This is a genomic window from Paenibacillus sp. FSL P2-0173, assembly GCF_038008045.1.
GTDB classification, from domain to species: Bacteria; Bacillota; Bacilli; order Paenibacillales; family Paenibacillaceae; genus Paenibacillus; species Paenibacillus polymyxa_B.
In genome coordinates this window covers 64,714-90,314 of sequence record NZ_JBBOYK010000004.1, presented here as the reverse complement: position 1 = coordinate 90,314, position 25,601 = coordinate 64,714, and the positions used below count along the sequence as shown (strand labels likewise).

The window sequence follows — 25,601 nt, the reverse complement described above, 5'->3', positions numbered from 1 at the left end:
CGACTAATGATGTTTTGTATGGTGCTTCACCTTTTACTGCGCATAAAGCTTGCCTGGAGATTCAGCTCCAGACAAGCTTTTTTTTATGGCCAAGAGGCCAATTATAAGGATAAGGGGAGCACGCAATAATGAATACTGCTGTAAGAGCGTCCAAAGGGTTGAAGCTGACTGATATTTTGGTCACGATTGTGATCGCTGTTGTGTTCGGGTTAGTCTACAAAATATGGGGACCTGCCTATGATTTGATGAAACCATTCGGTCTACACGCCGAGCAACTGATGTATGGCATGTGGTTTATGGCAGGCACGTTTGCTTATCTCATCATTCGCAAGCCGGGTGTTGCAATTTTGGCAGAGGTGGCAGCGGCAACGGTCAGTGCTTTTTTGGGAAGCGAATGGGGGATGTCCACTTTGTACTATGGCCTGCTGCAAGGCTTGGGAGCGGAGCTATTTTTTGCGGCTTTTCTGTATCGGAACGCAAACCTGTGGGTTGCTTCGCTAGCTGCGGCCGGGGCGGCTGTCGCTTCTCTGATTTTAGACTTCAGCTACGGGTATATTGATCAGCTTTCGACCTGGAACTATGTTTTGTATATCGGTTTTCGCATGATTGGCAGCATTGTGATTGCCGGGGTATTCGCGTTCTATCTGGCTAGGGCATTGGAGGTAACCGGAGTCACGCGAAGTTTGAGACCCGCAACGGAACAAGATTATAAGGGGCTGGATTGATGAGCCAGGCAACCGAAGATGTGGTGGCTTCGATCACCCGTCTTCGGTTGAAATTCCCCGGTGAGCAGGAGCTGCTTTTTCACAATATGTCTTTGTCTGTCCGCAAGGGGGAAAAGCTGCTGTTGCTGGGACCGAGTGGATGCGGTAAATCAACGCTGCTCCAAGTGTTAAGCGGTCTGATTCCACGCACGATAGAAGTGCCTATGAAATGCGATGCTGCTGTAATCCCAAGTGTCTCAGGTATTGTATTTCAAGATCCTGATACGCAGTTTTGTATGTCATATGCAGACGAGGAACTGGCTTTTGTGTTGGAAAATAATCAGGTTCCTCGTGAGCAGATGCGATCCCGTATTCGCGAGCTGCTGATACAGGTTGGTCTATCAACGGATGATATACACATGCCCATTGGCAGCATGTCACAGGGAATGAAACAGCGGCTGGCGATTGCGTCTGTGCTGGCTATGGAGCCAGAAGTGCTTTTTCTGGATGAGCCCACGGCTTTGTTGGACGAGGAAGGTACTACACAGGTGTGGGATACCATTCGAAACATTTCGGTAGACCAGACACTGGTGATCGTGGAGCATAAAATTAATGAAATTGTCCATGATGTGGACCGGATTGTGGTGCTTTCTGCTCAAGGGGAGATCATTGCGGATGGAAGGGCGGAAGAAGTATTTCATGGGCAGCGGCAGGCATTGTCCGAGTATGGCGTGTGGTACCCGGGAGTATGGAGTGAATCGTCTTCGCCGCGTTGGAGTGAATCAGTGACACAGCAGAATGGTACGGGGAATGGTACAGGGATTGATTTGCTGGAGCTGGAACATTTTAGTGGCCTCCGCGGTTTAAGTTCAGTGATTTATGTGGAGCATGCGCAGGTGAAGCCTGGCGACTGGATTGGCGTGGTCGGTGAAAACGGGGCTGGCAAAAGCTCACTGCTGCTCTCCATGATGCGCTTACTTCGCACACAGGGACGTTATAGCGTGCGCGGAATTGAGGCAGGCAGTACGGAACAACTGGCAGAGCGTATCGGGTTCGCGTTTCAAAATCCCGAGCTGCAATTCGTAGCACACACCGTACGAAAGGAACTAGAGTATTCGTTACCCAAGAGCTTGTTCACCATTGAACAGTGCCGGGAACGGGTCGATCGGATGCTCGTACAGTTCGGACTGGAGCGGCTGGACGAGCGTCATCCGTATCAGCTTTCATTGGGCCAAAAAAGGCGGTTGAGTATTGCTACGGCTATGATCCGTGAGCCGGAAGTGCTGCTGCTGGATGAACCGACTTTTGGGCAGGATGCGCGTAATACCTTTGTCATGCTGGATATGTTGGAGCAGCTGAGAGCGGCAGGCACGGCCATTGTGATGGTCACGCATGACCCAGAAATTGTCCATCGATATTGTACCGATATATGGCGGATTCAGAAAGGGGAACTACAGTATGAACCTGTCCTTTCCCCATCATAAAACATGGCTGCATCGTGTGAATCCGGGCCTAAAGCTCGTTATGTTTTCCATACTGTTTGTGGTCGTTATAGTCATTCATGATCCGAATGTCATGTTTAATGTTGCGTGTGCTATGCTGCTGCTGCTTGTCTGGTCAGGCCATCCATGGAAGCGGCTGCTGCTGTATGGATCTCCCTTTATATTGGTGTTTATTTCAACCTCAACGGGCATGATGATGTTCGGCAAAGGGGTGACGACCTGGTGGACATGGGGCCTGATCCATATTACGCAGGAAAGCTTTTATCGGGGTATACATCTGGGCTTTCGTGCGCTGAGTATGGCGGCGGTAGGGTTGCTGTTTGGTTTAACGACTCGTCCAGTGGACCTTTTTTATTCACTGATGCAGCAATGGAGGCTCTCTCCGAAGTATGCGTATAGCTTTTTGGCAGCCATGCGGTTGATGCCCATGATGGTGGAGGAATTCCAGGCATTGAGACAAGCCCATCGTATTCGAGGTTTACATCAGCATGTGTCCAAATGGAATATGTATGCCACGCTTCGCAGGTATGCAATTCCGCTGCTCGCTCAAAGTATCCGGCGTGCACAGCGAATTGCTATTGCCATGGAAGCCAAGGGTTTTACCAATGAAACCAAACGCACGTATTATTATGCGATTGGCTATTCGGCTGTAGATATTGTGTTCATATTCTATTTTGTCATCATGCTTACGCTGGCTTGGGGACTCGGTATCTGCTTTCCTTACGTGGGGGTGTGGGATGTACGTTAATTGTTGTCAAAAGGCTTTGCCCGTTTTCTGCTCTGTGGTATATTAATGCAATGGGAATTGACGGCTCGTACAGACCCGCCTGGGCTGGCGGGCTTATTACATTTTCCCTGAGAAATGGATCATCAGGAGGCCAGGTTTCATGATTACGCTGCATCAGGTAAGCAAGCATTATACCACCTCAAGCGGCCAATTTCATGCGGTTCAATCCGTGTCCCTTCAAGTGGAGGAGGGGGAAATTCACGGTATCATAGGTGCCAGCGGTGCCGGTAAGTCTACGTTGCTCCGGTTGATGAATGTATTGGAAAGGCCGGATGAGGGAAACGTGGTTGTAAACGGGGAAGATTTGACTCGCATGCCGGAAAAACGTCTCCGTGAAGCGCGGCGATCGATAGGGATGATTTTTCAGCATTATCATCTTGTTCACAATCGGACGGTCAGTGGAAATGTGGCAATGTCGTTGGAGCTGGCAGGTGTCGCGAAAAAAGAGAGAGTGGAACGTGTGCGCGAATGCCTGCAATTCGTCGGTTTAGCTGATAAAGCAGAACAGTATCCGGCACAACTGAGCGGAGGCCAAAAGCAACGTGTGGCGATAGCCAGAGCGCTGGCGAATCGACCTGCGGTGCTGCTGTGTGATGAGCCGACCTCGGCGCTTGATCCGCAGACGACCGCGGATATTCTGGGCGTGTTACGGGAGATCAACCGGGAACTGGGAGTTACCATTGTAATCGTAACGCACGATATGGACGTGGTACGCAATATTTGTACCCGTGTATCAGAAATGCGGGATGGGCAGCTGCTTTCAACGCAACGTGTAGTTGACGCTGCGGTAGGTTCAACAGCGGAAGCAGGTGAAGCTGATGAATGAAATGCTGAGCATCATTGTGCAATACCAGTCAGAGATATGGAAAGCCATCGGGGAGACGTTTATCATGGTGGGGATTTCTATCGCAGCAGCTGTACTGTTAGGGCTTCCGGCAGGAACGATTTTGTATTTGTGCGGCAAAGGGCAAAAATATGAAAATCGACTGCTGTTCACCTTATTGAACAGTGTGGTCAATGTCATCCGCTCGTTCCCGTTTTTGCTGCTCGTCGTGTTTATGATTCCATTTACACGTCTGGTCGTAGGGACGGCGCTGGGCACGATGGCTGCAACGGTTCCCTTGTCAGTGGTGGCCATCGCCTATTATTCGAGGCTGGTGGAGCAATCATTGCTTGAGGTGCCCAAGGGTGTAATTGAAGCCGCTACTTCTATGGGGGCATCCACCCTCCAGCTTATTTTTAAATTTCTGTACGTGGAAGCTCGTTCCGGGCTTGTACTGGGTTTGACCACGTCCACCATTAGCTTCATCTCCTACTCCACGGTGATGGGCATTGTGGGCGGCGGCGGGGTAGGCGATTTTGCCATCCGCTACGGTTACCAGCGTTTTGAAACAGGCTTGATGGCGTTCACCATCGTCGTCATGATTATTTTCGTACAAACGATCCAGTTCACCGGAAGCACCATATCCCGCCGGATCGACAAGCGATAGGGCAAAAATGTAACTTTTCGCTACACTTGCACCACCCACTATGGGAAATAAAAATGACTTTACAGTACCTCAAAAGCGGAGCGGACAGAATTGTTCTGGAGAAGCGTCAGCGTTCGCCTTTGAAATGGGATTCTAACCTATAAATTGTGTTATAAATCAGAGAGAATCCCATTTCAACAGCGATCGGAAGAACAATCTGCACGCGAAGCGGCTGCGGCTGTACTGTAACTCATTTTTATCTTCCCAATCACAATTTACTTGGAGGTTCCTCATCAAATGAGTCGGAAAAACAACATGAAAACGAACTTGAAACTACTCACACTATTTGCTGTCGTTATGCTACTGGTTGCCGGATGCGGTGGTCAAAAGCAGGCTGCTCCAGAAACACAGTCTAAAGAAGCAACTTCCCAAAAAGAAGTGACCTTGAAAGTAGCAACGCTAATCCCACCGATGACAGATGTGCTGGATATCGTGAAGCCGCTGCTTAAACAGGACGGAGTCAATCTGGAAATCGTCGTGCTTTCAGACAATATCCAACCGAATAACGCATTGGCAAGCCATGAAGTGGATGCTAACTTCTTTCAGCATGCTCCTTTTATGCAACAATATAATGAAAGCAACAAGTCCGATTTGGTAGCGGTAAAACCAATTTACAATGCCATTTATGGCGCGTACTCCAAAAAATACAAGAACATTAAAGACCTGCCCGAAGGTGCGACCATTGCTATTGCCAATGACCCGGCCAATACCGGACGCTCTTTAGTAATGATGGAGCAAAACGGTTTGATCAAGCTTAAAGAAGGCGTAGGCTATAATGCTACACAGGCTGATATTATTGAGAATAAGAAAAAATTCGTGTTTAAAGAAGTGGATTTGTTGATGCTGGCGCGGTCACTGGATGATGTGGACATGGCTGCCATGTATCCCGCATATGCCAAGCCGCTCGGTCTGACACCGAAGAAGGACGCGCTGATTACCGAAAAAGACGATACGCACTTTGCCATTAATCTGGTAGCGCGTAAGGATAATGCAGATTCCGATGCTATTCAAAAGCTGGCAAAGCGAATGACTGGACCGGAAGTACGTAAATTTTTTGAGGATAATTACAAGGACAGCGTTGTTCCAGCATTTTAAATAAATGAGGATTTTGCAAAAATCCAATAAGCGACTTCCAATGAATAAGATATAGATCGAAATGGTTTAGTTCGTCTATATCTTGCACGTTGGAGCGACTGGAATCGAATTTTGCAAAATCCAGAAATAAGTATGTTGAAACATCGTTTTATGATGAAATACGACCTGTATAATGGAAGGAAGTCTGTGAAGAACAGATGGTCTCCCTTGTGCAGGTCTTTTTTTCATCCTTAATATGGAAAGGAATGATCGAAAACAGGGTATAAAGTCTTATTTTTTAAGATTTTAGGGTGTTACACCGCTGCGAATTTTGGTCATAAAGGGCGATGGAGTAATGATAAGGAACATATTAAAATAAATATACGAACAAACATTCGTTTTCGATTTCGTTAACGGTGTTTTTATATGGGTCAAAAAATTCAGCTGACAACGGGCCAAAAGCGTGAATAAAAAGGAAGGGGAACGACATGAAGCTGTTTGTAACTGTAAAAAGTCTGGGAAAGCGCAAGCCCGCACTCGCACGACAGGAATTAGAACTGAGTCCTGCTCCAGAAACATTGCGAGATTTGATTACTGCAACCGTTGCTCTGAATGTTCAAAAGCTACGGGAAAAGCAGGAGAGTGTCGCGCTGATTCCGTTCCTCACGGGAGAGGAAGTTCAGGCACAAGGCGAGATAGGCAAAGTAGGATTCGGTTCCATATATAATGAGGGTGTCCCGGATATTAAGGATGCTGTGAACACGGCGATGCAGGCTTTTGAAGATGGTTTATACAGAGTTTTTGTATGTGACGAGGAAATTATTGAACTGGATGCTCCTTTGTCACTTAAGGATGGGAATGAGATTGTATTTATACGCTTCACAATGCTGGCTGGAGGCCTATGGTAGAGGGGGAAACGAAATATGCATCAAGAGAACAATGAGCAAGAATATTTCACCACACTGAAGGAGCGCGCGGCGCAACTGGATGGACAACAACAGGAGTTAGCCCAGTATGTTGTGGAACTGGGGAAGCTTCATTACATACAGGAGAACGAGGAGCCATTTAACGAATGTCAGCGAATATTAAAAGAACGGGCGACAGAAAGCGGAGAACCGCTGTTTAAGCCACTGACAGAGGTATTACGTGCTCTAATTGGACAAACAGCGGGCGATGTATTCGCCCATCTAACAGAGCATGTGACTGAATATCCATACAGCACAGGGTATGCGCGAAAACCGTTTCGCACTTCGGATATTACGGCCCATACTTCCCGGATTTATAAAAGAATGGTGCAGTTGATTCGAATGGACTGTATCGGGTTCTCTGTAATGGATTATTTAACAAAAAAGGATTATGAACCAGGCAGGGATTACCGGATTCAGGAAACGATTGGTGACTGGATTGCTTATGAGCTGGATAACGATAATTTACAGGTGCTTGAGGCGTTAAAAGCTATTATTTATGGAGATAATCAGGCTGCGTTACTTACGCGCAATATGATTAAAGGCATGCTCCTGAGTCATCAGGAGGAGAATTATCGCATGATCGGCGAGCTCTTGGCAGCCGCCAAGCTCCAGGAGGGATTGCGCCAAAGTATCGTGGAACAAATGGATGAAGGAACCCCGGAGGCTCTAATATATCTGTTAAAGGTGATCATCGACCAAGGCTTCATTCGTTACAGCTCGGTAGTGCGGGCGCTTGCAGTATGGACGGGCATGGGGCTGGAGTCCGCCAACCAGCGGGTCGTTCGTCAACTGATCGAGCAGGCATATGAAGCATTGACTCGTAGTGAACTGCGCCAAGAATGGCTGACCAGCTCAAATGCTAATGAAGTATATATGAGTTTGTGGGCTACTGCAGTACATGAGGAACGTGATCTGTATGGACAGGTTCAGAAACTCATGGAGCAGGGAGCACCCTACCAGAAGATCGTAGCGCTTTATGTACTGTCTAACAGTGACAACAAGGATGTGCGCCTCGGAATCGCGAGAGAATATCTGGATGAAACGGACCCGGAGCTTCAATATTGGATATTGACGAACTATACAAGCAATTATTTTTATGAATGGATAGAAGGCGGGACGGTCGCGGATCGGATTGTTAAAGTGGTGCGCACTCCTTTGCTGGAGAGCAAAGAGGAGCGGCGTAAGGATTTTGAACGACTTCATAACCTGTTTGTACATATGAAAAAGGGTGAGTCCACCGAGCCCTCCAAGGTGCTGGATTTTGTAAATCTGTATCACCGCTCAGATGCACCTATTCAAAAAATGCTGTATCTCGCTGGTTATGATATGGACGCTTCCTGGATTGGGGAAATCATAGCCTTAAAGGAACAGATTAGCCCTAATCTGCGTGGCGAACTGTTGAACCATTTTGTGCAAAACCCTGAGGATACGGTACAGCGTGATTTTATTTTTTCCAGTTTGTCTGACAAAAGTATGAGTATCCGTGAGTTCGCTGTGGCCAAGGCGCGTAAGCTGACGCTGTCGGAACCAGAAATGCAACAAATGGAAGCCTTATTAAAGCTCAAGACGGGATCGTTGCGACAAAGTGTCATTGGTGTGTTGCTCTCACAATCGGAAGGGCCGCTGGCTGGCTCATTGGAACGCTTGCTTCGTGCTAAGGCGGAGCTGCAACGATTGGGTGGACTGGAAGTATTGACGAAGATATATGCAGACCCGGATCGTGCCGAACAGTATGAAAGCCTGCGGGCTTTGGCGGATATCATTCAGCAACCCACAGCCAAAGAGGAGCAACTGCTGTCCAAGCTGGGACAGGAGGATGCTTATACAGGGGCTAACGGTTTTGGCCTGTACGATCCGAATGTCAAGGAAGCTTGGTTGGAAGAGAAAGTTGATCTGGGTGATTTTCGATTGTCCGATGTTTTTGTTAGTCCATTGGAGAAGCTCAAGCAGTTCTTGAGCGGACTGGATGAGCTTGTTCATCATCATCGTGATGTGGAATATACTGCGGAGTATTATTCGGGCTACAAAGATACATTGCTTATTGGGACGAACCTTCGTCCTCTACGGCTGGTTCAGGTCGATGAAGAAGTAGATTCTAGACTGTCTTTATATCCTCTCTATGAGGAGTGGGACCGTTATTTGCAGGAAAGCGGCATGGAAGCGCGTGAACTGCTGGAGCTTGTTTTTTATGACCGATTGGAGCCTATGGACCGAACGCTGGATCGCTACTATCGATACTTTTCTTTTAACATGAACTATTCAGAACAAAGCAAGCACAAGCTGCTGGAAGGATGGCGTAAAGACTTCGCTGAGCAAATGTATCCTTTGGATCGGATTAACGAGGTTCAGAAGTGGATGGCAGAGCTGACCTATTCCGATCAGGTAAGCACATTAGTTAATGCTTATTTTATGGACACATCCGGTGACCAAACATTTGACGTAATTGACCTTGCTTTAAATTCACTAATGCAGGGCGTGCCTAAGGACAGACCTGTAGAGGATATGGGAATGCTCCATCTATTGTCCGGCCCGTGGGTGGCGCTGGAGAAGGGGCAGGTTCATGATGGTGAGTCCTTTAAGCGCTTTTTCCATACCTTTGTGAACTACGCAGAACTGCCAGGAGCGGAAAATCGTTTTTATTCTCCGCTGGATCTGGAGGATTATTTCAAAGCATATGAAAAAGGGTTGATCGGTGTAGGGGAAGTCTATCGGGAACTGCTGGCCGGTAGTGAAAGCAGAAGACATATGAGTTCCTTAACCAATGCCCGCAATACATGGATTTCTAGCAAACATGAATTTTTGGAAATACGTCGCACGGTTATTGATCGACTGTTAGAGGTTGAATTGGTTCGAGGAGATTTGCCTACCGAGGCTACGCCAAAGGTTATGGGATTGAGCCAATTTGAAGGTATGGATTATTTCATCCGTATTCTGGAGGGTCTCGACAAGGAAACGTTTGTGCGTGGTTATGTGTACGGCTACGGTGATCGTATTACCAAAAAAGAATCGTTCAGCCACTTGCTCAAAGCATGTTATCCGAGTGATGGCGAGGATGCCACATTGCTCAAGGAAAAGCTGAAAAACACTAAAATTACGGATAAACGTCTGCTGGAGGCTGCTATGTATGCTCCACAGTGGATTGAGATTGTAGCAGACTATCTCGGTTGGGAAGGGCTTCGCAGTGCGGCATGGTATTTCCATGCACATATCAATGAAGGTTTTTCGGCCGAGAAGGAAACGATTGTAGCCCATTATTCGCCGATTGCTCCGCAAGATTTTAATGATGGTGCCTTCGATATTCACTGGTTTCATGAGGCCTATGAGACGTTGGGCGAGGAACGATTTGATCTGCTGTACGATTGTGCCAAGTATATTTCAGCTGGAGCCAATCATCGTCGATCCCAGTTGTTTGCGGATGCGACGCTGGGTAAACTCAAACGGAGTGAAATGGAAAAATCAGTGGAGGACAAGCGAAACAAAGACCATTTGCTGACCTACAGTCTGATTCCACTTGCTCAGCCGCCTGAACCAGATGTACGCGAACGTTATGATTTTATCCAGAGGTTTCTGGAACAAAGCAAAAAATTTGGGGCACAGCGTAAGGCCAGTGAGGCACTGGTTTCACGGATTGCACTCGGGAATTTGGCACGTAACGCAGGTTATGATGATGTAACCCGTCTCGTATGGGACATGGAAGCTCGTAAGCTGGATGATCTCCGGTCTTATTTTGAGCCACATGCTTTGGACGAGGCTACAACGGTGCAGCTCGTCATTGATGCTGAAGGAGCGGCAGATATTGAAATTGTCAGCAAAGGCAAGACGCTGAAATCCATTCCGGCTCGTTTCAAGAAGGATGAGTATGTTACGTCGCTGAAGGAGCTTAAAGGAGATCTAGTGGATCAGTACCGCAGAGCTCGCAAAGAATTGGAACGCTCTATGGAGTCTGGTACGACCTTTATGGTGAAGGAATTGAGAGGACTGCTGGGTAATCCTGTGCTTGCTCCGTTGGTGCGAACACTGGTTTTCAAGGCCGATGATCACCTCGGATATTTTAATGAGGAAACGTTGGTATTGACGGCTCCTTTTGCTGAACAGCATACTATAGGAGAAGAGGACAAGCTGATTATTGCTCATCCCCTTCATTTGTTCGAAAGTGGTCGTTGGAGCGACTTCCAGAAGGACTTATTCGACCGCCAGATACGCCAGCCATTTAAGCAGGTGTTCCGTGAGCTGTACTTGCTGAATGCTGATGAACGTGCAAATGCGACAGTTTCCCGTCGATATTCAGGACACCAGGTACAGCCGAATAAAACGGTATCCCTATTGAAAGGTCGCCAATGGACAGTCAGCTATGAGGACGGACTCCAGAAGGTGTACTATGCCGAGAATCTGATTGCGAACCTGTATGCCATGGCAGACTGGTTCTCACCAGCGGATACCGAGGCTCCTACGCTGGAGACAGTACAGTTCTTTGATAGGACAACGTATAAGAGCGTACCGTTGGACGAAGTTCCTCCTGTTCTGTTCTCCGAAGTTATGCGGGACGTGGATCTGGTCGTCAGTGTTGCCCATGTAGGCGGCGTTGATCCAGAGGCCAGTCTGACGACCATTGAAATGCGTAGGGTGATTGTGCAGGAATCACTTCGCCTGCTGAAAATTAGCAATGTACGCTTGGATGGGAATTATGCACGTGTAGATGGGACTCTTGGCGAATATGCTGTGCATCTGGGAAGCGGGGGTGTCTATAAGCAAGCGAAGGGAGCACTGCATATTATTCCGGTGCATTCGCAGCATCGTGGACGCATCTTCCTGCCGTTTCTGGACGAAGACCCAAGAACAGCGGAGATTCTATCCAAAATTGTGTTGTTGGCCGAGGATCAGAAGATCAAGGACCCGCAAATTCTTACACAGCTTCAAGCGTAGAATAGAATTCTGATATATAGAGATTCATAATTAACTCAACGTTCGCACCTAGACAATGGTTTCAAATCCTCTACTGTGTAGGTGGAAACTTAGTCTAGTTGCGGAGGTTGAATTATTTAATATTGAGCGTGTATCGAGCGCGAATAAGGAGATATGGGTAATATTTTAGGCTCTGTGGTTTGATGAGAATCTAACAGTATAACAATTGACGATAATAGGAGAACACAACGATGATTAATAGTATCTTTCTAAAAGAGTACTCAACCGAGTATCAATCACAAGTTGTCGATTTAATTTTACATATTCAAAAAGATGAATATAATATCGCCATAACCAAAGAAGATCAGCCAGATTTGCTTGATATTGAAAACTTTTATCAGCGTGGTAACGGCAACTTCTGGGTAGCTCTTAGTGAAGAAACCGTAGTAGGGACTATAGCTTTGTTAGATATTGGGAACCGTAAGACAGCACTCAGAAAAATGTTTGTAAAACAAAACTATAGAGGTAAAACATTCAATGTTTCGAATCAATTATTGCATCATGCCATAGGATGGGCCAGGGTAAGGTCTATTGAAGAAATCTATCTTGGAACAACACCACAATTCGTAGCAGCTCATCGTTTCTATGAGAAGAACGGCTTTGTTAGTATAGCTCCAGGAGAATTGCCGATTGGTTTTCCAGTCATGAAAGTGGATAAAAAGTTTTACAGATACGTCATTCAATAATGGGTATAAATGAAGATGCTGCTGGGTCACAAAAGAAACCGTCGTCTAGCAAATGTTTCTTTTGTTTAGGACAGGCGTTTGCTAGAATAAAAGGGTATGTTGCAAGTAACGTTAACCAAATTGCTGGGAGGGACACAAGTATGAGCAAAAAGATCAAATGGGGAATTGTCGGCACAGGCTGGATCTCAGATCAATTTGTGGCGGATTTGGCGCATGTTTCGAATGGAGAAGGGTATGCTGTTGGATCACGCACTATTGAAAGCGCTACCGAATTTGCAGCTAAGCATCAAATATCAAGGGCTTACGGGAGCTATGAGGAATTAGCACAAGATCCCGAGGTAGATGCTATTTACGTAGGGACTCCCCATCCTTTTCATAAAGAAAATGTTCTGACGGCTCTTCGGGCGGGCAAAGCAGTCTTGTGTGAGAAACCCTTCACCGTCAACAGCAAAGAATTGGAGGAAATGATCGGCTTTGCACGTGAGCGTAAGCTATTCCTGATGGAAGCAATGTGGACACGTTTTTTGCCTCCGATTCGCCAAGTGCGGGAGTGGATACATGCGGGACACATTGGCGAGGTAAAGCTGGTTAAGGCGGAATTTGGTTTTCGAATAGATTGGAACCCGGAGGGGCGGCTTTTGAACCCTGAGCTGGGCGGAGGTGCTCTATTAGATGCAGGAATTTATCCGGTTTCTTTTGCTTCAATGGTCTTCGGCCCTGAACCTGAGCATGTATGGAGCACTGCTCATATCGGGGAGACAGGCGTTGACGAGACATTTTCGATCTTGCTGGATTATGGAAAAGGACGCACGGCTATGCTTAACGGGGCAGTCCGTCTCGGATTGACGAATGAGGCATACATCCATGGAACAAAGGGCTATATCCACATTCCGTCATTCCTGAACAGCACATCTGCTACTTTAGTTGTGGACGGTGAAGAGGCACAAAACTTTCAGGATGACCGATCCTCTACAGGCTATGCCTTTGAAGCAGAAGAAGTCGGGCGTTGCTTGAACGAAGGTTTGCTCGAAAGTTCTACTATTTCTTTAGATGAATCGTTAGGAATTATGAAACTGATGGATCAGATTCGTTCACAATGGGGGCTTCGGTATCCGTTTGAATAATCACATTAATTCCAGGGACCTTTCAGGTTCTCTGGAATTTTTTTGTTTATGAGCGTTGTTTTTTATACCAGGATTTTGCAAAATCCTTATACATAAGTATTTCCAATTCTCAAATAGCGACTTTGGTCGCACGCTAGGTAACGCCATATGAGTAAGTCAAGAGTGGGACATATGAATCATTTTTATGGATTAAAATTAGTTAAAAAACCGTCATCAAATAGTTACAAAAGTGTAATTTCATTATCGGTTAACTGAATTGTTAACGCTCTCTTTTCATGAAAAAGAATGAAGGTCCTAGTGCTGTACTTCCAAAAACTTTCAATGAAATTTTCGAAAATGTACGGTAGGGTGGTAAACGTGTCACTTGAGCCATTGCGGCTTTTGCTGACTTGCTTGCTTATCCCGTGGCTCTGGATTCTTGTCGGAGCTCGCAGGATCGAGAGCCTTTGCAAGCCTGTGAGAGTTGAATAGGCATTCACCTCATGATCTAACATCAAGGAGGAATTACAAACGTGAAAGTGAAATCAACATGGTTGTTCCGTATGGTGATGATGACAGTTATCGCGGCTGTTGTGATCGGACCTATGAATATTGCAGGAGCGGCAGGAAGCCAGACAGATCGGCCTTGGATGAACACGGCCCTGTCGGCTGAGAAACGGACAGCGTTGCTGCTGCAGGAAATGACGCTGGAAGAAAAAATAGATTTGGTGACTGGCAAGGTCAACAATTACTATGGATTCTATAATAATTCGATGGAGCGGTTGGGCATTCCGGCGCTGACGATGGCAGATGGACCAGCGGGTGTGCGCATCGCTAATCCAGATGTGCAGGACAAGCAATCTACTGCGTTGCCTGCTCCAATTGCGTTGGCTGCAACGTGGGATACCCAAGCTGCCAAACAGTATGGTGATTTGATTGGAGACGAGGCTTTTAATACAACTCATAATGTGGCGCTTGGACCGGGGATGGATATTGCCCGTATTCCATGGGGATCGCGAAACTTTGAATCTATGGGTGAGGACCCGCTACTGCAATCGCAAATGGCGACCGCTTATGTCAAAAGTATACAAAGCCACCCTGTTTTGGCGACTGCGAAACATTACCTTATGAATAATCAGGAAACAGAGCGCTTCACGACGAATGTCAAAGTCAGTGACCGTGCGTTGCATGAGATTTACATACGCCCGTTTCAAGAAGTCATCGCCGAGGCAGATTTGGGAGGGGCAATGTGCTCCTTTAACAAGGTCAACGGCGAGTCTGCTTGTGAGAACAAAACTCTTTTGACGGACCTCTTGAAGAAGGAACTGCAATTCAAGGGCTTCGTGATGAGTGATTACGGTGCGAACCTGAGTACAGTCGAATCGGCAAATAGCGGATTGGACCTGGAAACACCGGGGACCCCTTATGGTAAATGGGGAGATCAGCTGCTGGCGGCTGTCAAAAATGGTAAGGTAAGTGAAAAAACGATTGATGATAAGGCTGGGCGCATTTTGGTGCAAATGTTCAGCAAAGGTTTATTCGATCACCCGGCTCAAAATAATCAAATTGATGCCCGTGACCATGGCAAGACAGCCCGTCAATTGGCTGAGGAAAGTATGGTACTGCTTCAAAATAAAAACAATGCATTACCGTTGTCTAAAGATAAACTCAAGTCCATTGCTGTGATAGGCCCCGATGCAGATAACGGCACTGTGGCAGGCGGAGGTAGTTCGTTGGTGAACCCGACGTATACCGTGAGTCCGTTAGAGGGCATCCGCAATCGTGTCGGCAAAGGTGTTACCGTTCAATATGCACCGGGTACAGACCCGATCTCTGCAGGAGACATTATGCCTGGCCCATCGGCTGTTCCGTCTTCACTGTTGACTACATCTGATCAGAAAGAGGATATCAGTGTTGGATATGCGACTTATGGAGATGGCGAACAGGGGCTTCGAGGCGAATACTGGAAGAATAACAAGATGGAAGGCAATCCGATTCTTGTACGCAATGATGACCAAGTCAATATGAACCTTGGATTTTATAATTATCAGGGCTTCAATGCGAAGTCCCCTAAAGTTCCAAATACACCAACGACACTGAACGGCTTGATATCTGCACGCTGGACAGGGGCAATTGCAGCTCCCAAGGATGGTGACTATGCATTGTCATTAACCAGTTTGGGATCAAGCAAGCTTTATCTTGACGATAAGCTTTTCGTGGACAATCAAGGTGAAAAGCTTGGCACTACGAAGAAGAACATCTCCCTTAAAGCGGGTGAAAAGCACAAGATACGTATTGAATACCGCGCTGATTATCCGACAAATGGTCGTGATTCCGGTGGTATGGTTCGTCTGGGCTGGGAACCTCCGGCAGATACGTCAGATAAGCTGATTGACAACGCTGTGAAATTGGCGAAAAAATCGGATGTTGCGATTGTTGTTACGCGTACGTATGAGAGCGAAGGATATGTTGAGCGTTCCGATATGGAACTGCCGAACAATCAGGATCGGCTAATCCGTGCGGTTGCGGCTGCAAATCCGAAAACTATTGTCGTACAAATGAGCGGCAGAGCCGTGCAAATGGATACCTGGCAGGACAAAGTCCCTTCCATCGTACAAGCATGGTTTGCTGGACAAGAGCAAGGGAATGCTATAGCACGCGTCTTATTCGGGGATGTGAATCCTTCGGGTAAGTTGCCGGTAACCTTCCCGGTTAACGAGCAGTCTACACCCGTGTCCTCACCAGAGAAGTTTCCGGGTGTGAACGGTATAGGTGACTATTCAGATGGTATTTTTGTAGGCTATCGTGGGTATGAGAAATCGGGTATTCAACCGGCGTTCTCCTTTGGACACGGTTTATCCTATACGACATTCGGATATAGCGATCTGAAAACAAAACAGCATGCGAGTGGAAAAAAATCCGATCGTACGAGTTCCGTCGAAGTTTCGCTAAAATTGAAGAACACGGGTAAAACAGCCGGAGCTGAGGTTGTACAGGTGTACAACGGTAAGCTTCCGACAAACGTAGAGACTCCATCCCGTCAACTGGCAGGCTGGTCCAAGGTAGAGTTAAAGCCGGGTCAAGAGAAGAAGGTTCGCATTGAGCTCGACCCGAAAGCTTTCTCATATTGGGATGAAAAGTCCAAAGCATGGGTTATGCCAGCGGGTGAAGTGCCCATTTATGTGGGCAGTTCCTCTCAGGATTTACGACTGACAGGAAGTGTTACGATTCCGGCAACCTCTACAGAAAAGGCAAAAAAGTAATCCCGTTACATTTGTTTTAAAATGGTTATATTCAAGAGAGCGCGGGCACAAGCACCGGCTCTCTTTTTGCCATATGTATGCAAAGGGAGACCCAAGTGAAAGCTGAAATAGTAGGGAGGATGGGGATAGGTTAATGATAGGGAGAGGAGGACGTTAGATGAAGAAACTCCAAAAGCAACGACGTACTGACATCTGGCTGCTTATAGCTGCAGTAGCCATTTTGATCTGTGCGGTCCTGGCCAGTATGGCTATACGGAATGTTCCGGGGCCGAAAGCAGAAAATAACGTCAACATGTGGCTAACAACACCCGATCCGGCGAATCGCCTAACCCAACAAACCCCGATCCGTTGGGATAAGGATCACAGTAAAGAAAATGCAGCGAATGCGGATACACTGACGATTGAGATTAAGCCAGATATTCGTTACCAGACGATGGAAGGGTTTGGAGCAGCGGTGTCCGGTTCGTCCGCATACCTGATGAATTATGGCATGTCTGCCAATCAGCGTGATCAGCTGCTAAATGATTTGTTTACAGCCAGTGGCATTCAACTGAGTTATATTCGCCATACCATTGGAGCCTCAGATTATTCCGTAGATGAGCAGGGACAGCCTGGCAGCTATACCTATGACGATGTGGCAACAGGCAAGGACTATGAGCTGAATCATTTCTCCATCGCCAAGGATCGGGATGTGATCGATGTGCTGAAGCAAATCTTGAGAAGAAACCAGGATTTAAAGATTATGGGAACCCCATGGACAGCTCCGCCCTGGATGAAATATGGGGAGCAGATTTATAACGGCTGGTATTTGGACTATACCGATCCGCGTGTCTACCAGGCGTATGCTGACTATTTTGTTCGTTATCTACAGGCGTATGCGAACGAGGGAATTCCGATTCAGGCGATTTCCATTCAAAATGAGCCAGAATTCACTACGCCCAAGTATCCCAGCATGAGTATGGGGGCAGCAGAACAGACGAATTTTATTAAACAATATCTGGGCCCGACCCTAAATCGAAACCATTTATCTACTCACATTATTGCCTTTGACCATAACTGGGAAACAGGGAGCGAATATGTCAAGACCGTGTTAGGAGATGAACAGGCTCGAAGCTATACGCACGGAACGGCCTTTCATTGCTACAAAGGAGAGCCCACAGCGATGACAGATGTGCATAATGCTTTTCCTGATAAACCTGTATATATGACAGAATGTAGTGGGGGAGCGTGGAGTCCGGGCTTTGGAGATGATTTGAGCTGGGATATGTCCAAGCTGATCATTGGTGCACCCCGAAACTGGTCGCAAAATGTCCTCTTTTGGAATATCGCACTTGACCCGTCCGGGGGTCCGACCAATGGGGGTTGCGCCAACTGTAGAGGTGTAGTGACCATCGACCCGTTAAGCGGTGCAGTTACGAAAAATGTGGAGTACTATGCGATTGGGCACGCCAGCAAATTTGTCCGTCCAGGTGCGGTACGTATTGATTCTACACATTATAGTGGAAGTATCGAAACGGTCGCTTATCGCAACCCCGACGGTACGCTTGTCCTGATTGCCGCCAATACGGGAGAGAACACAAAGACATTTAAGGTTCGGCAGGGAAATAAGGTTTTCAAATCTACCCTTCCATCCAAGTCCGCAGCTACCTTTCAATGGAATCCTACGGTTTCCTGACAAGGCATGTACATCAACGTTTTATAGAAGTTTTAGAGCGCTTAGCCCATCTGGCTGAGCGCTCTTTTTTCATTTGCTACAAAGTCCAGACTGTGAAAAAGATAAAATTTTAATATTGTTCAGAATTGGTTCAGAGGCGGATGATAAGATCTTTTCACTAATAACAAGAATGAACCGTTCACGGGGGAGAGTCTGATGAATCAAGAAACGAATAAAGAATGGCAAAAAGTGCTGATGGTGACGTTGCTGGCAGGTATGGCATGGGGGCCCCAGCTTGTTCATGCGGAAACGAAAGGGGAGACGTCAGCGATTGTGACTAAAGCCAGTACAGTATCTTTTATAGATCAGTCCACTATGTCATCCCAGGCATTACAGGCGGTACAGGAGGCTGTGAAGCAAGGACTGATCACGGGTTATCCAGATGGTTCTTTCCGTCCAGATCAACCGTTAACGCGTAAGGAAATGGCAGCTTTGCTGGCTAATGCACTTAAGCTTGACGCAACGGAGAAAGCAGTAACTTTTAAGGATACGCAGGGGAGTTGGGCAGCTTCTTATATAGAAGCTGTACGTGCGGCAGGTCTAATGACCGGAGATGAATCAGGTGCTTTCCGCCCGGATGCTGCAGTGAGTCGTGAGGAATTGGCAGCCATTCTGGTGAGAGCGATTGGAGGAACCCATGTTCAAGGCGGAGATGTTCAGGACATTTCTGATGGGGATCAGGTGAGCGCATGGGCCAAAAGCAACGTAGAGGCAGCTCTCAAACTGGGATTAATGGATACGCCGGATAATCGGTTTGACTCTAAAGTACAGGTAAAACGTCAGGATATCGCAGCCTTTTTGGTGAATGTATTCCAATCGGGTGAACGGACGGGAATCCTATCTCGTATCGACGGGGATATCGCCTATATGGATGGAAAGCCCTATTTGATCGGCCAGCAATTGAAGCAACTGTTTGGAGCAGACAATGTGCCGGCGCTTCAAGGGGCTACCCTGACCTATCAGGCATCGAACCGAAACGTAGCTGATCTGTCAGCACTTCAAATTGTGCAAAGTGGTACAGCCCAACAACCGGTGACTTTGTATAGCAAAGGGACAGAATTTAAAGGCAAGTTAGCTATTGCAGCAGATTATGTGCGTATTCAAGGTGATACGTTACCTCAGGTAACCCTGATGCGGGGTGCCAAAAATGTAGAGATTCATGCAGACGTAAACGAAATGATCGTGGATACGCATGAGCCTATTCAGATTCAGGGAAGTGGTGTATGGCAGCAGCTTAAACTGAATTTTGCCGATACACAGGTACGTCTCGCCAATGGGATACAGACTGTACAGACCCGTCTTGCGGAGCGGGGAACAGAGACTCAAATTATACGTGATACCACGTTGGGTGCATCTTCGGATACATCCTCAACAAGCACTAAAAAAAGTTCATCTGGTGGTGGCGGTGGCAGTTCTACAACGAATCCAACGCCAACATCTAATCATGTACCTGTCTCAGCTATCGTTCCTGCCGATCAATATGCCATTTTGGGTTCTGGAGATACGCTAGTGGATTTGAAAAATGTGTTTTACGATGCCGATCAGGATGAACTGTCGTACCATGCGGTCACTTCGGATGTATACGTAGCAGAAGCAGAAGTGGCAAATCAACAGCTTACACTAAAACCTAAATCAGTAGGAAGCACACAGGTATTTGTTACGGCAGAGGATGGAAAAGGCGGTAAAGCGAGCGTGTTTTTCAGCTATACAGTGACCAGTTCTACTTATGAGGAGGACATTAATCACAGTCCTGTCGCGAGCAACAGCCTAAATGACATTCCTTTGCTCTTAAATGAAGGTGGCAAGCAGATTAGCCTGTCTGACTTGTTTAACGATGAGGATGGCGATGCACTGACCTACACGGTGGAATCGGCTTCGCGAGAAGTGGCCACAGGAGAAGTAACAGGCGATCAGCTTATGCTTACGCCGCTTCAAGCCGGCATTAGTCTAATGACGATAACAGCCCATGACGGCAAGGGAGGTACAGCCTCACTTCAGTTTGCTGCTATGGTGAATGCGCCTTTGCCTGATCCGCAGCCTGAGAATCACATACCTGTGGCTTTACCTCATTTACCTATCGTAGTTGCTAATGTGTTGCAGGACAAGCTGATGCTGTATCCGGACTCGTTATTTATGGATCAGGATGGCGACACCTTGACGTATACCATAACTTCCTCCAACCCCCTAGTAGGCAGTGTGGTAGAGAATGGAGAAGATTCCTTTGTAACACTGCATAATGCTGGTATTACGATGATTGGAATTACGGCGAATGATGGTCGTGGGGGCGTTTCTTTCACTTCATTTATGCTCCAAGTTGAAGCTCCTCAACCCGTAAATCATCGTCCGGTAGTGACCCGTGTGCCTGAACCTCAATATTTGGACCCGGGAGATGGTCAGCAAACATTGCAGCTGAATGATATGTTCTCTGATGAGGACGGAGACACGCTGACCTATACTGTGGTGTCTTCTGATCCATTGGTGGCAGGGGGGCAGGTAGAAGGGAATGCACTTTTCATACAACCTTTGCGTAATGGTATGACGTTCCTTACGATTACAGCAAATGATAATCGTGGTGAAACGACATCTTTTACGATTCCAGTGATTGTTGAGAAAAGAGACTTGTTCATTTCCGAAGTCGTGTGGCAAGGCGAACCGGATTATCTGGACCAGGCGATTGAATTGTATAACCCTACCAACAGACCGTTGGAGAAAAATAGAATATGGATTGAGCGATCCGACCAACCAGACCCGATTATCATAAACGCCAATGACGGGGATGTGATTATGCCTGGGCAAACATTTGTTATTGCGAATGATTTGAGTTCGTTCGTATCGGAGGATTGGTATTTTACCTTCCTGCAGTTACAAAATAACAATGCGGAACCTGTTACGCTTAAGCTGTATTACAACAACACGCTTATAGATATCGCAGTTATTGGTCAAGGGCAGGCTTTGGGACGGAATAGCGGTACGGTCATTGGTAATCCAGACCATTATCAATCTGGTGAATGGAATGTGGAAGGGACGAACTACCCTGTTAATTTAGGAGACTTTATCGGTCGTCCTCGGCCGTAAAACATACGTATCCTAAGATTTTGAATACATGATTACATTTATCGGTGGGGAGAGAATTGCACCATGAAAAATAAGAAGTTAACCGCTCAGCTGGCAGCTGCTTTGCTGCTGCTGACCCCCTCGTTTCCTGCCGGAGCAGAGCAAGCTACCGTGATAGATACGGCTTCCGTATCCAAGGGGTCCACACGGAACAATACTGCCACCTGGACGGATGTACAGAAGCTTACAGCACAGCAATTGGAACAACTACAAAAAGCCCGTGAACTCGGGATTATCCAAGGCGATCCCGCCGGAACGCTCAGACCTGAGCAGAAGCTCACACGTCAGGAGCTAGCCGTGCTGCTAGTCAAAGCGTTGCAGCTTCCGACGGGCAACTTGGACGGCGCTGCCTCCTTCACGGACGTGCCCGCCGATAGCTGGGGGCGCCCGGCTATAGAGGCAGCCCGTAAGGCCGGGCTGATGCAAGGAGACGCCAACGGACACTTCCGTCCGAATGACCTGATCAGCGCCCAAGAACTGGTCGCGCTGTTGGTCAGGTCCGCTGGGACGGGTACGTCTGCGGGCACGCCCGCCAGCACAACCGACTCGCCGTCGGCGCAGACGCTGCCGACGGCGTGGAAGGACGCCAGCCCGTGGGCGACCCCGATGATTTGGGCGGCGCTGAATGACGGGCTGATGAGTGAATTTGGCGGAAATCTACACGCCAAAGACTCGGTAAGCCGCGTAGATGCGGCCAGCCTGCTCGTATCTGCTTTGTTTCCACAGGAGCGTGCTTTGCAGCTCCAGGAAATGGACGGCAAGCAGATACGGATCAATGGCATCGCTTATGACATTGCAGAGCCGCTGCGCGGCATTTTTCACGCGGATAATCAGGCCGCGCTGCGCAACGCAGGCATCCGTTTCCATGCCACAGGCCGGACGGTGGACAAGGTTACTTGGCTGGAGCTTCGTAGCAGTGGGACTTCGGCTCGTGACGGCGAAGCGGAGTTCAGCGGCAACGTTGTGCTGGATGGACACGGCTCTACGCTGAACGGAGATTTGGTGATCGCCGGGGATTTTACATCGGTGCTGCATTTGAAAGTGGAACAGCAGTTAACGGTGGATGCCCGGGTGCAGCAGGATTTTTATGCACAGGATGTACAGGTACAGGGACAGACGCATATCAACGGCGGAGATAACAATACAGTCGTATTTGATAGCTCAACGTTGACGCAAATGGATGTCACAAAGCCGGACGTTCACGTTGTACTCAGTGGTACCGCAAGCGCGACAGTCATGAACGTGCAATCCAGCGCAAGCATTGAGGTTAGCGCGGATGCTTCCTTGCCGCAGCTGAATGTTAATGAAGGGGCGGAAAATGTCAATCTTCAGGGAACGGTTCAGACCGTTCAGGTAACTGGCAGCCAATCCGTCGAGATGACAGGTAATAGCACAATCCAGCAGCTGACCGTCACCGGGACGGGTGCTTTGGAATTGAAAACTACAGGTAGTATTGAAAATATTCAAGTCAGCAACCCGGCAGCTAGAGTAAATGTGAGTGGAAATGTACAGGTATCTGCGGTCACACTGGGTACCGGAGTAGCTTCCAACGCTGTTACGGGCCTAGCTGTGGCAAGTGTAACAGGCACGTCCTCATCTTCTGGAAGCTCATCTGGTTCATCCAGCAGTGCTAACCGTTCACCGGAAGTTGTAAATGCTTCTGTTGAGCGTGTAATTACAGAAGGCACTGGTGAACAATTGTACGATTTGCGCCAATTCTTTACCGATCCTGATGGGGATACCTTGACCTTCTCGGCAGCTTCTCTTCAATCCGGCATCGTACGGGCGTCCGTATCGGGCAATACATTAAAGCTTACGCCGGTCAGTGTCGGAAAAGCATCCATCAGTGTATCGGCTAATGATGGACGGGGAAAAAGGGTGTCGTCTACCTTCAAAATTATCGTGAATGGCAATCCTGTATCTGCAGATATACCAGATCAGGCGCTTACTGTGGGACAGTCCGACTCGGTACTGCATTTGAACGACTATGTTCAGGACCCGGAAAATGCTAGCTTAACGTATCAGGTTACTGTTGATAATCCTGCTGTAGCGTCGGTGGTGCTTACAGGAGATGAATTGCGTTTGAGTCCGCTTCGCGCGGGCAGTACGATCGTTCATGTCACTGCCAATGACGGACAGCAAGGAGAAGATGGCAGCACAGGCCAAAAGCAGATTGAATTCAAGCTAACGGTTCAGGGCACTCCTAACCATGCTCCGCATGGACAAGACCCTCAACCGCTAACCGTCACATTGGGTCAGCCGAATACGACGCTGGATCTTTCCACGATATTTACGGATGTAGATGGTGACCCGCTGGTGTTCACAGCGACCAGTTCGGATGCTTCTATCGTGCAGACTGCCATAACGAGAGATCAGCTTTCTTTGCAGTCGCTGCAAGCGGGGAGCGCAAGTATTACCCTGACGGCAGACGACAGCAAGGATGGAACAGATACAGTTACCTTGATTGTAACAATTTTGCCTATACCGAACAGTAGCCCGGTAGTAACCCGTGCACCAGACGCGGTACATCTGATTTTAGGCAAGGCTGACGGAACCGTGGATCTGTCCACCATCTTTGCTGACCCGGATCATGATCCGATTCGTTATGAAATCAGTTCGTCTGATCCAGCCGTGGCAGCTGCTACAGTTCAAAATGATCAGCTTGTCATTCATGGACTGACTAGCGGCAATACCGTGATTACCATCACGGCTAAAGACGATAGAGGCGGAGAGATTAGCACAGACCTACAGGTTCATCTATTGGAAAATGCAGTTATTACAGCAATTCCTGAGCAGTTGCTTCAATTGGGAGATGCTGCATCAGAACTGGATCTCTCACCGTTCCTGTTGAACTGGGATCTAGCATCCCTGTCAGTGACAGCAGACACGTATGATCCAGGAATTGCTACGGCCCATATGAATGGTCAGAAACTACAGCTAAACCCAGTGAGTGTAGGGACCACAAGTGTAACACTCAGTGTGTATGATCAGTACGGACGTGCAGAGGGAGCGACGTTCCCGGTTACCGTCAGCATGCCTCAGCTCAATCATGCTCCTCAAGTCATTTCGGCTATAAACGAGCAGGTATTGACCCCCGGAGTTACACAACAAAGGGATTATGATCTGCAACAACTGTTCAACGACGAGGATGGGGATGAGCTTCGGTTTACAGTCAGCTCCAGTGATCCGACGTTGGTGAGTGCATCGCTTAATGGCAGCATTTTAACACTGGCTTCGGGTACAGGCAGCGGCCTTGCTGAAATTACTATTACGGCTGCGGATGATCGGGGTGGCTCAGTTCAATACACGTTGAATACACGCAACGCGGAGCTGGTTTCCGGCGGTATCACTCCGATTGGGGTTAAATATGGCTTGCCGCACAGAACCGTGGATCTATCCAGTTATTTCCCAGGACAATCTAAATTCCTGGTATATAGAGGAACGCCATCATCGACATTCCTCGGTCCTGTAGAACTCATGGGCACCTCTATCCCCCTTTCTCCCGAACCTTTACTGGTATGGGTAGTAGGAGCAGATGGAAGGGCTGCTGTATTTCAGGTCCAACAGGAACCACAGCAAGCGCCTGCTGTATATTTCTCGCAATATGTGGATGGCGGGGATGGAAGAATTGTTTTGCAATTGCATTATAACGGGAATGGAGACCCTTCCCATCGGGCAGACGGTTACTCACTTGAGTTTCATCAATGGATGAAGAAAACAAACCAAATGAAAGTTACCACTTTACCGATTAATCCGCTTTATCCTGCCATGCCATATATAATCATCGACAGTATCTTTTATGATTTCATGGATATTACGAATGCTTGGTATTTCAATGATGAGGGCGATTTCTACAACCCGAGCGAATTTAATACCGTTGCATATGTTTTAAAATACCAAGGACAAGTGGTAGATGTATTAGGAAATCCAAATTCGCATGAGCAGTTTGCACCGCAAGGAGGAACGTTCGTCCGCAAGCCAGGAATATCCTACGGATCGTCTGCCTATAATCAGCCAGATGAGTGGAATGCGTTTCCGAAAGGGACCTATCAATATGTCGGCACTCATACACCATAAACGGTATGCTTTGTAGCACCAAGGAGACTCCTGTCCCCTCGAGAATTTTTTAAGAGTCCAGCTTAAGTAGGTCGTAGGAGTTGCTGGCAGAGCGACTATATTTCAGGTTCATCAGGAA

Annotated in this window: 14 protein-coding genes; all 14 read left to right on the top strand. The window is 47.6% G+C overall.

The genetic code is table 11. The annotated features are described in order from the left end of the window. Positions 1-128: 128 nt before the first annotated feature. Entirely contained in the window at positions 129-725 is a 597-nt protein-coding gene (locus tag MKX30_RS20320) for an ECF transporter S component (protein ID WP_023987157.1), read from the top strand. Next, entirely contained in the window at positions 725-2,188 is a 1,464-nt protein-coding gene (locus tag MKX30_RS20315; RefSeq protein ID WP_023987158.1) for an ABC transporter ATP-binding protein, read from the top strand. Before MKX30_RS20320 ends, MKX30_RS20315 begins: the two co-directional genes overlap by 1 nt. Continuing rightward, positions 2,163-2,954 carry an energy-coupling factor transporter transmembrane component T family protein gene (locus MKX30_RS20310; RefSeq protein WP_028542050.1) on the top strand — a complete coding sequence of 264 codons (792 nt, stop codon included), beginning with the start codon at positions 2,163-2,165 and terminating at the stop codon, positions 2,952-2,954. The genes MKX30_RS20315 and MKX30_RS20310 overlap by 26 nt, the downstream gene beginning before the upstream one ends. A 139-nt stretch (positions 2,955-3,093) precedes the next feature. Further along, positions 3,094-3,819 carry a methionine ABC transporter ATP-binding protein gene (locus MKX30_RS20305; RefSeq protein WP_049828456.1) on the top strand — a complete coding sequence of 242 codons (726 nt, stop codon included), beginning with the start codon at positions 3,094-3,096 and terminating at the stop codon, positions 3,817-3,819. Next, positions 3,812-4,483, top strand: coding sequence for a methionine ABC transporter permease (locus tag MKX30_RS20300; RefSeq protein ID WP_028542051.1), 672 nt, complete (start codon positions 3,812-3,814; stop codon positions 4,481-4,483). The genes MKX30_RS20305 and MKX30_RS20300 overlap by 8 nt, the downstream gene beginning before the upstream one ends. Before the next feature lie 276 nt (positions 4,484-4,759). Continuing rightward, entirely contained in the window at positions 4,760-5,617 is an 858-nt protein-coding gene (locus tag MKX30_RS20295; RefSeq protein WP_028542052.1) for a MetQ/NlpA family ABC transporter substrate-binding protein, read from the top strand. 467 nt (positions 5,618-6,084) lie between these two features. Beyond that, positions 6,085-6,504, top strand: coding sequence for a hypothetical protein (locus MKX30_RS20290; RefSeq protein WP_023987163.1), 420 nt, complete (start codon positions 6,085-6,087; stop codon positions 6,502-6,504). 15 nt (positions 6,505-6,519) lie between these two features. Next, positions 6,520-11,487, top strand: coding sequence for a DUF4132 domain-containing protein (locus tag MKX30_RS20285; protein ID WP_340959972.1), 4,968 nt, complete (start codon positions 6,520-6,522; stop codon positions 11,485-11,487). 230 nt (positions 11,488-11,717) lie between these two features. Continuing rightward, entirely contained in the window at positions 11,718-12,212 is a 495-nt protein-coding gene (locus MKX30_RS20280; RefSeq protein WP_103744805.1) for a GNAT family N-acetyltransferase, read from the top strand. A gap of 140 nt (positions 12,213-12,352) precedes the next feature. Next, entirely contained in the window at positions 12,353-13,336 is a 984-nt protein-coding gene (locus MKX30_RS20275; RefSeq protein WP_071559239.1) for a Gfo/Idh/MocA family protein, read from the top strand. Between the two features lie 512 nt (positions 13,337-13,848). After that, positions 13,849-16,578 carry a glycoside hydrolase family 3 C-terminal domain-containing protein gene (locus MKX30_RS20270; RefSeq protein WP_341063350.1) on the top strand — a complete coding sequence of 910 codons (2,730 nt, stop codon included), beginning with the start codon at positions 13,849-13,851 and terminating at the stop codon, positions 16,576-16,578. 157 nt (positions 16,579-16,735) lie between these two features. Then, on the top strand, positions 16,736-18,253 hold the full coding sequence (locus MKX30_RS20265; RefSeq protein WP_341063348.1) for a glycoside hydrolase family 30 protein: 1,518 nt from the start codon (positions 16,736-16,738) through the stop codon (positions 18,251-18,253). A gap of 195 nt (positions 18,254-18,448) precedes the next feature. After that, positions 18,449-21,367 carry an S-layer homology domain-containing protein gene (locus tag MKX30_RS20260; RefSeq protein ID WP_341063347.1) on the top strand — a complete coding sequence of 973 codons (2,919 nt, stop codon included), beginning with the start codon at positions 18,449-18,451 and terminating at the stop codon, positions 21,365-21,367. 63 nt (positions 21,368-21,430) lie between these two features. Beyond that, complete coding sequence (locus MKX30_RS20255; RefSeq protein ID WP_341063345.1) at positions 21,431-25,483, top strand: S-layer homology domain-containing protein; 4,053 nt, start codon at positions 21,431-21,433, stop codon at positions 25,481-25,483. The last annotated feature ends 118 nt before the right edge of the window (positions 25,484-25,601 follow it).

Coding starts and splice junctions, on each gene's coding strand:
- MKX30_RS20260 (WP_341063347.1), top strand. CDS start 18,449: ATGAATCAAGAAACGAATAAAGAATGGCAAAAAGTGCTGATGGTGACG.
- MKX30_RS20310 (WP_028542050.1), top strand. CDS start 2,163: ATGAACCTGTCCTTTCCCCATCATAAAACATGGCTGCATCGTGTGAAT.
- MKX30_RS20320 (WP_023987157.1), top strand. CDS start 129: ATGAATACTGCTGTAAGAGCGTCCAAAGGGTTGAAGCTGACTGATATT.
- MKX30_RS20285 (WP_340959972.1), top strand. CDS start 6,520: ATGCATCAAGAGAACAATGAGCAAGAATATTTCACCACACTGAAGGAG.
- MKX30_RS20315 (WP_023987158.1), top strand. CDS start 725: ATGAGCCAGGCAACCGAAGATGTGGTGGCTTCGATCACCCGTCTTCGG.
- MKX30_RS20255 (WP_341063345.1), top strand. CDS start 21,431: ATGAAAAATAAGAAGTTAACCGCTCAGCTGGCAGCTGCTTTGCTGCTG.
- MKX30_RS20265 (WP_341063348.1), top strand. CDS start 16,736: ATGAAGAAACTCCAAAAGCAACGACGTACTGACATCTGGCTGCTTATA.
- MKX30_RS20295 (WP_028542052.1), top strand. CDS start 4,760: ATGAGTCGGAAAAACAACATGAAAACGAACTTGAAACTACTCACACTA.
- MKX30_RS20275 (WP_071559239.1), top strand. CDS start 12,353: ATGAGCAAAAAGATCAAATGGGGAATTGTCGGCACAGGCTGGATCTCA.
- MKX30_RS20280 (WP_103744805.1), top strand. CDS start 11,718: ATGATTAATAGTATCTTTCTAAAAGAGTACTCAACCGAGTATCAATCA.
- MKX30_RS20290 (WP_023987163.1), top strand. CDS start 6,085: ATGAAGCTGTTTGTAACTGTAAAAAGTCTGGGAAAGCGCAAGCCCGCA.
- MKX30_RS20305 (WP_049828456.1), top strand. CDS start 3,094: ATGATTACGCTGCATCAGGTAAGCAAGCATTATACCACCTCAAGCGGC.
- MKX30_RS20300 (WP_028542051.1), top strand. CDS start 3,812: ATGAATGAAATGCTGAGCATCATTGTGCAATACCAGTCAGAGATATGG.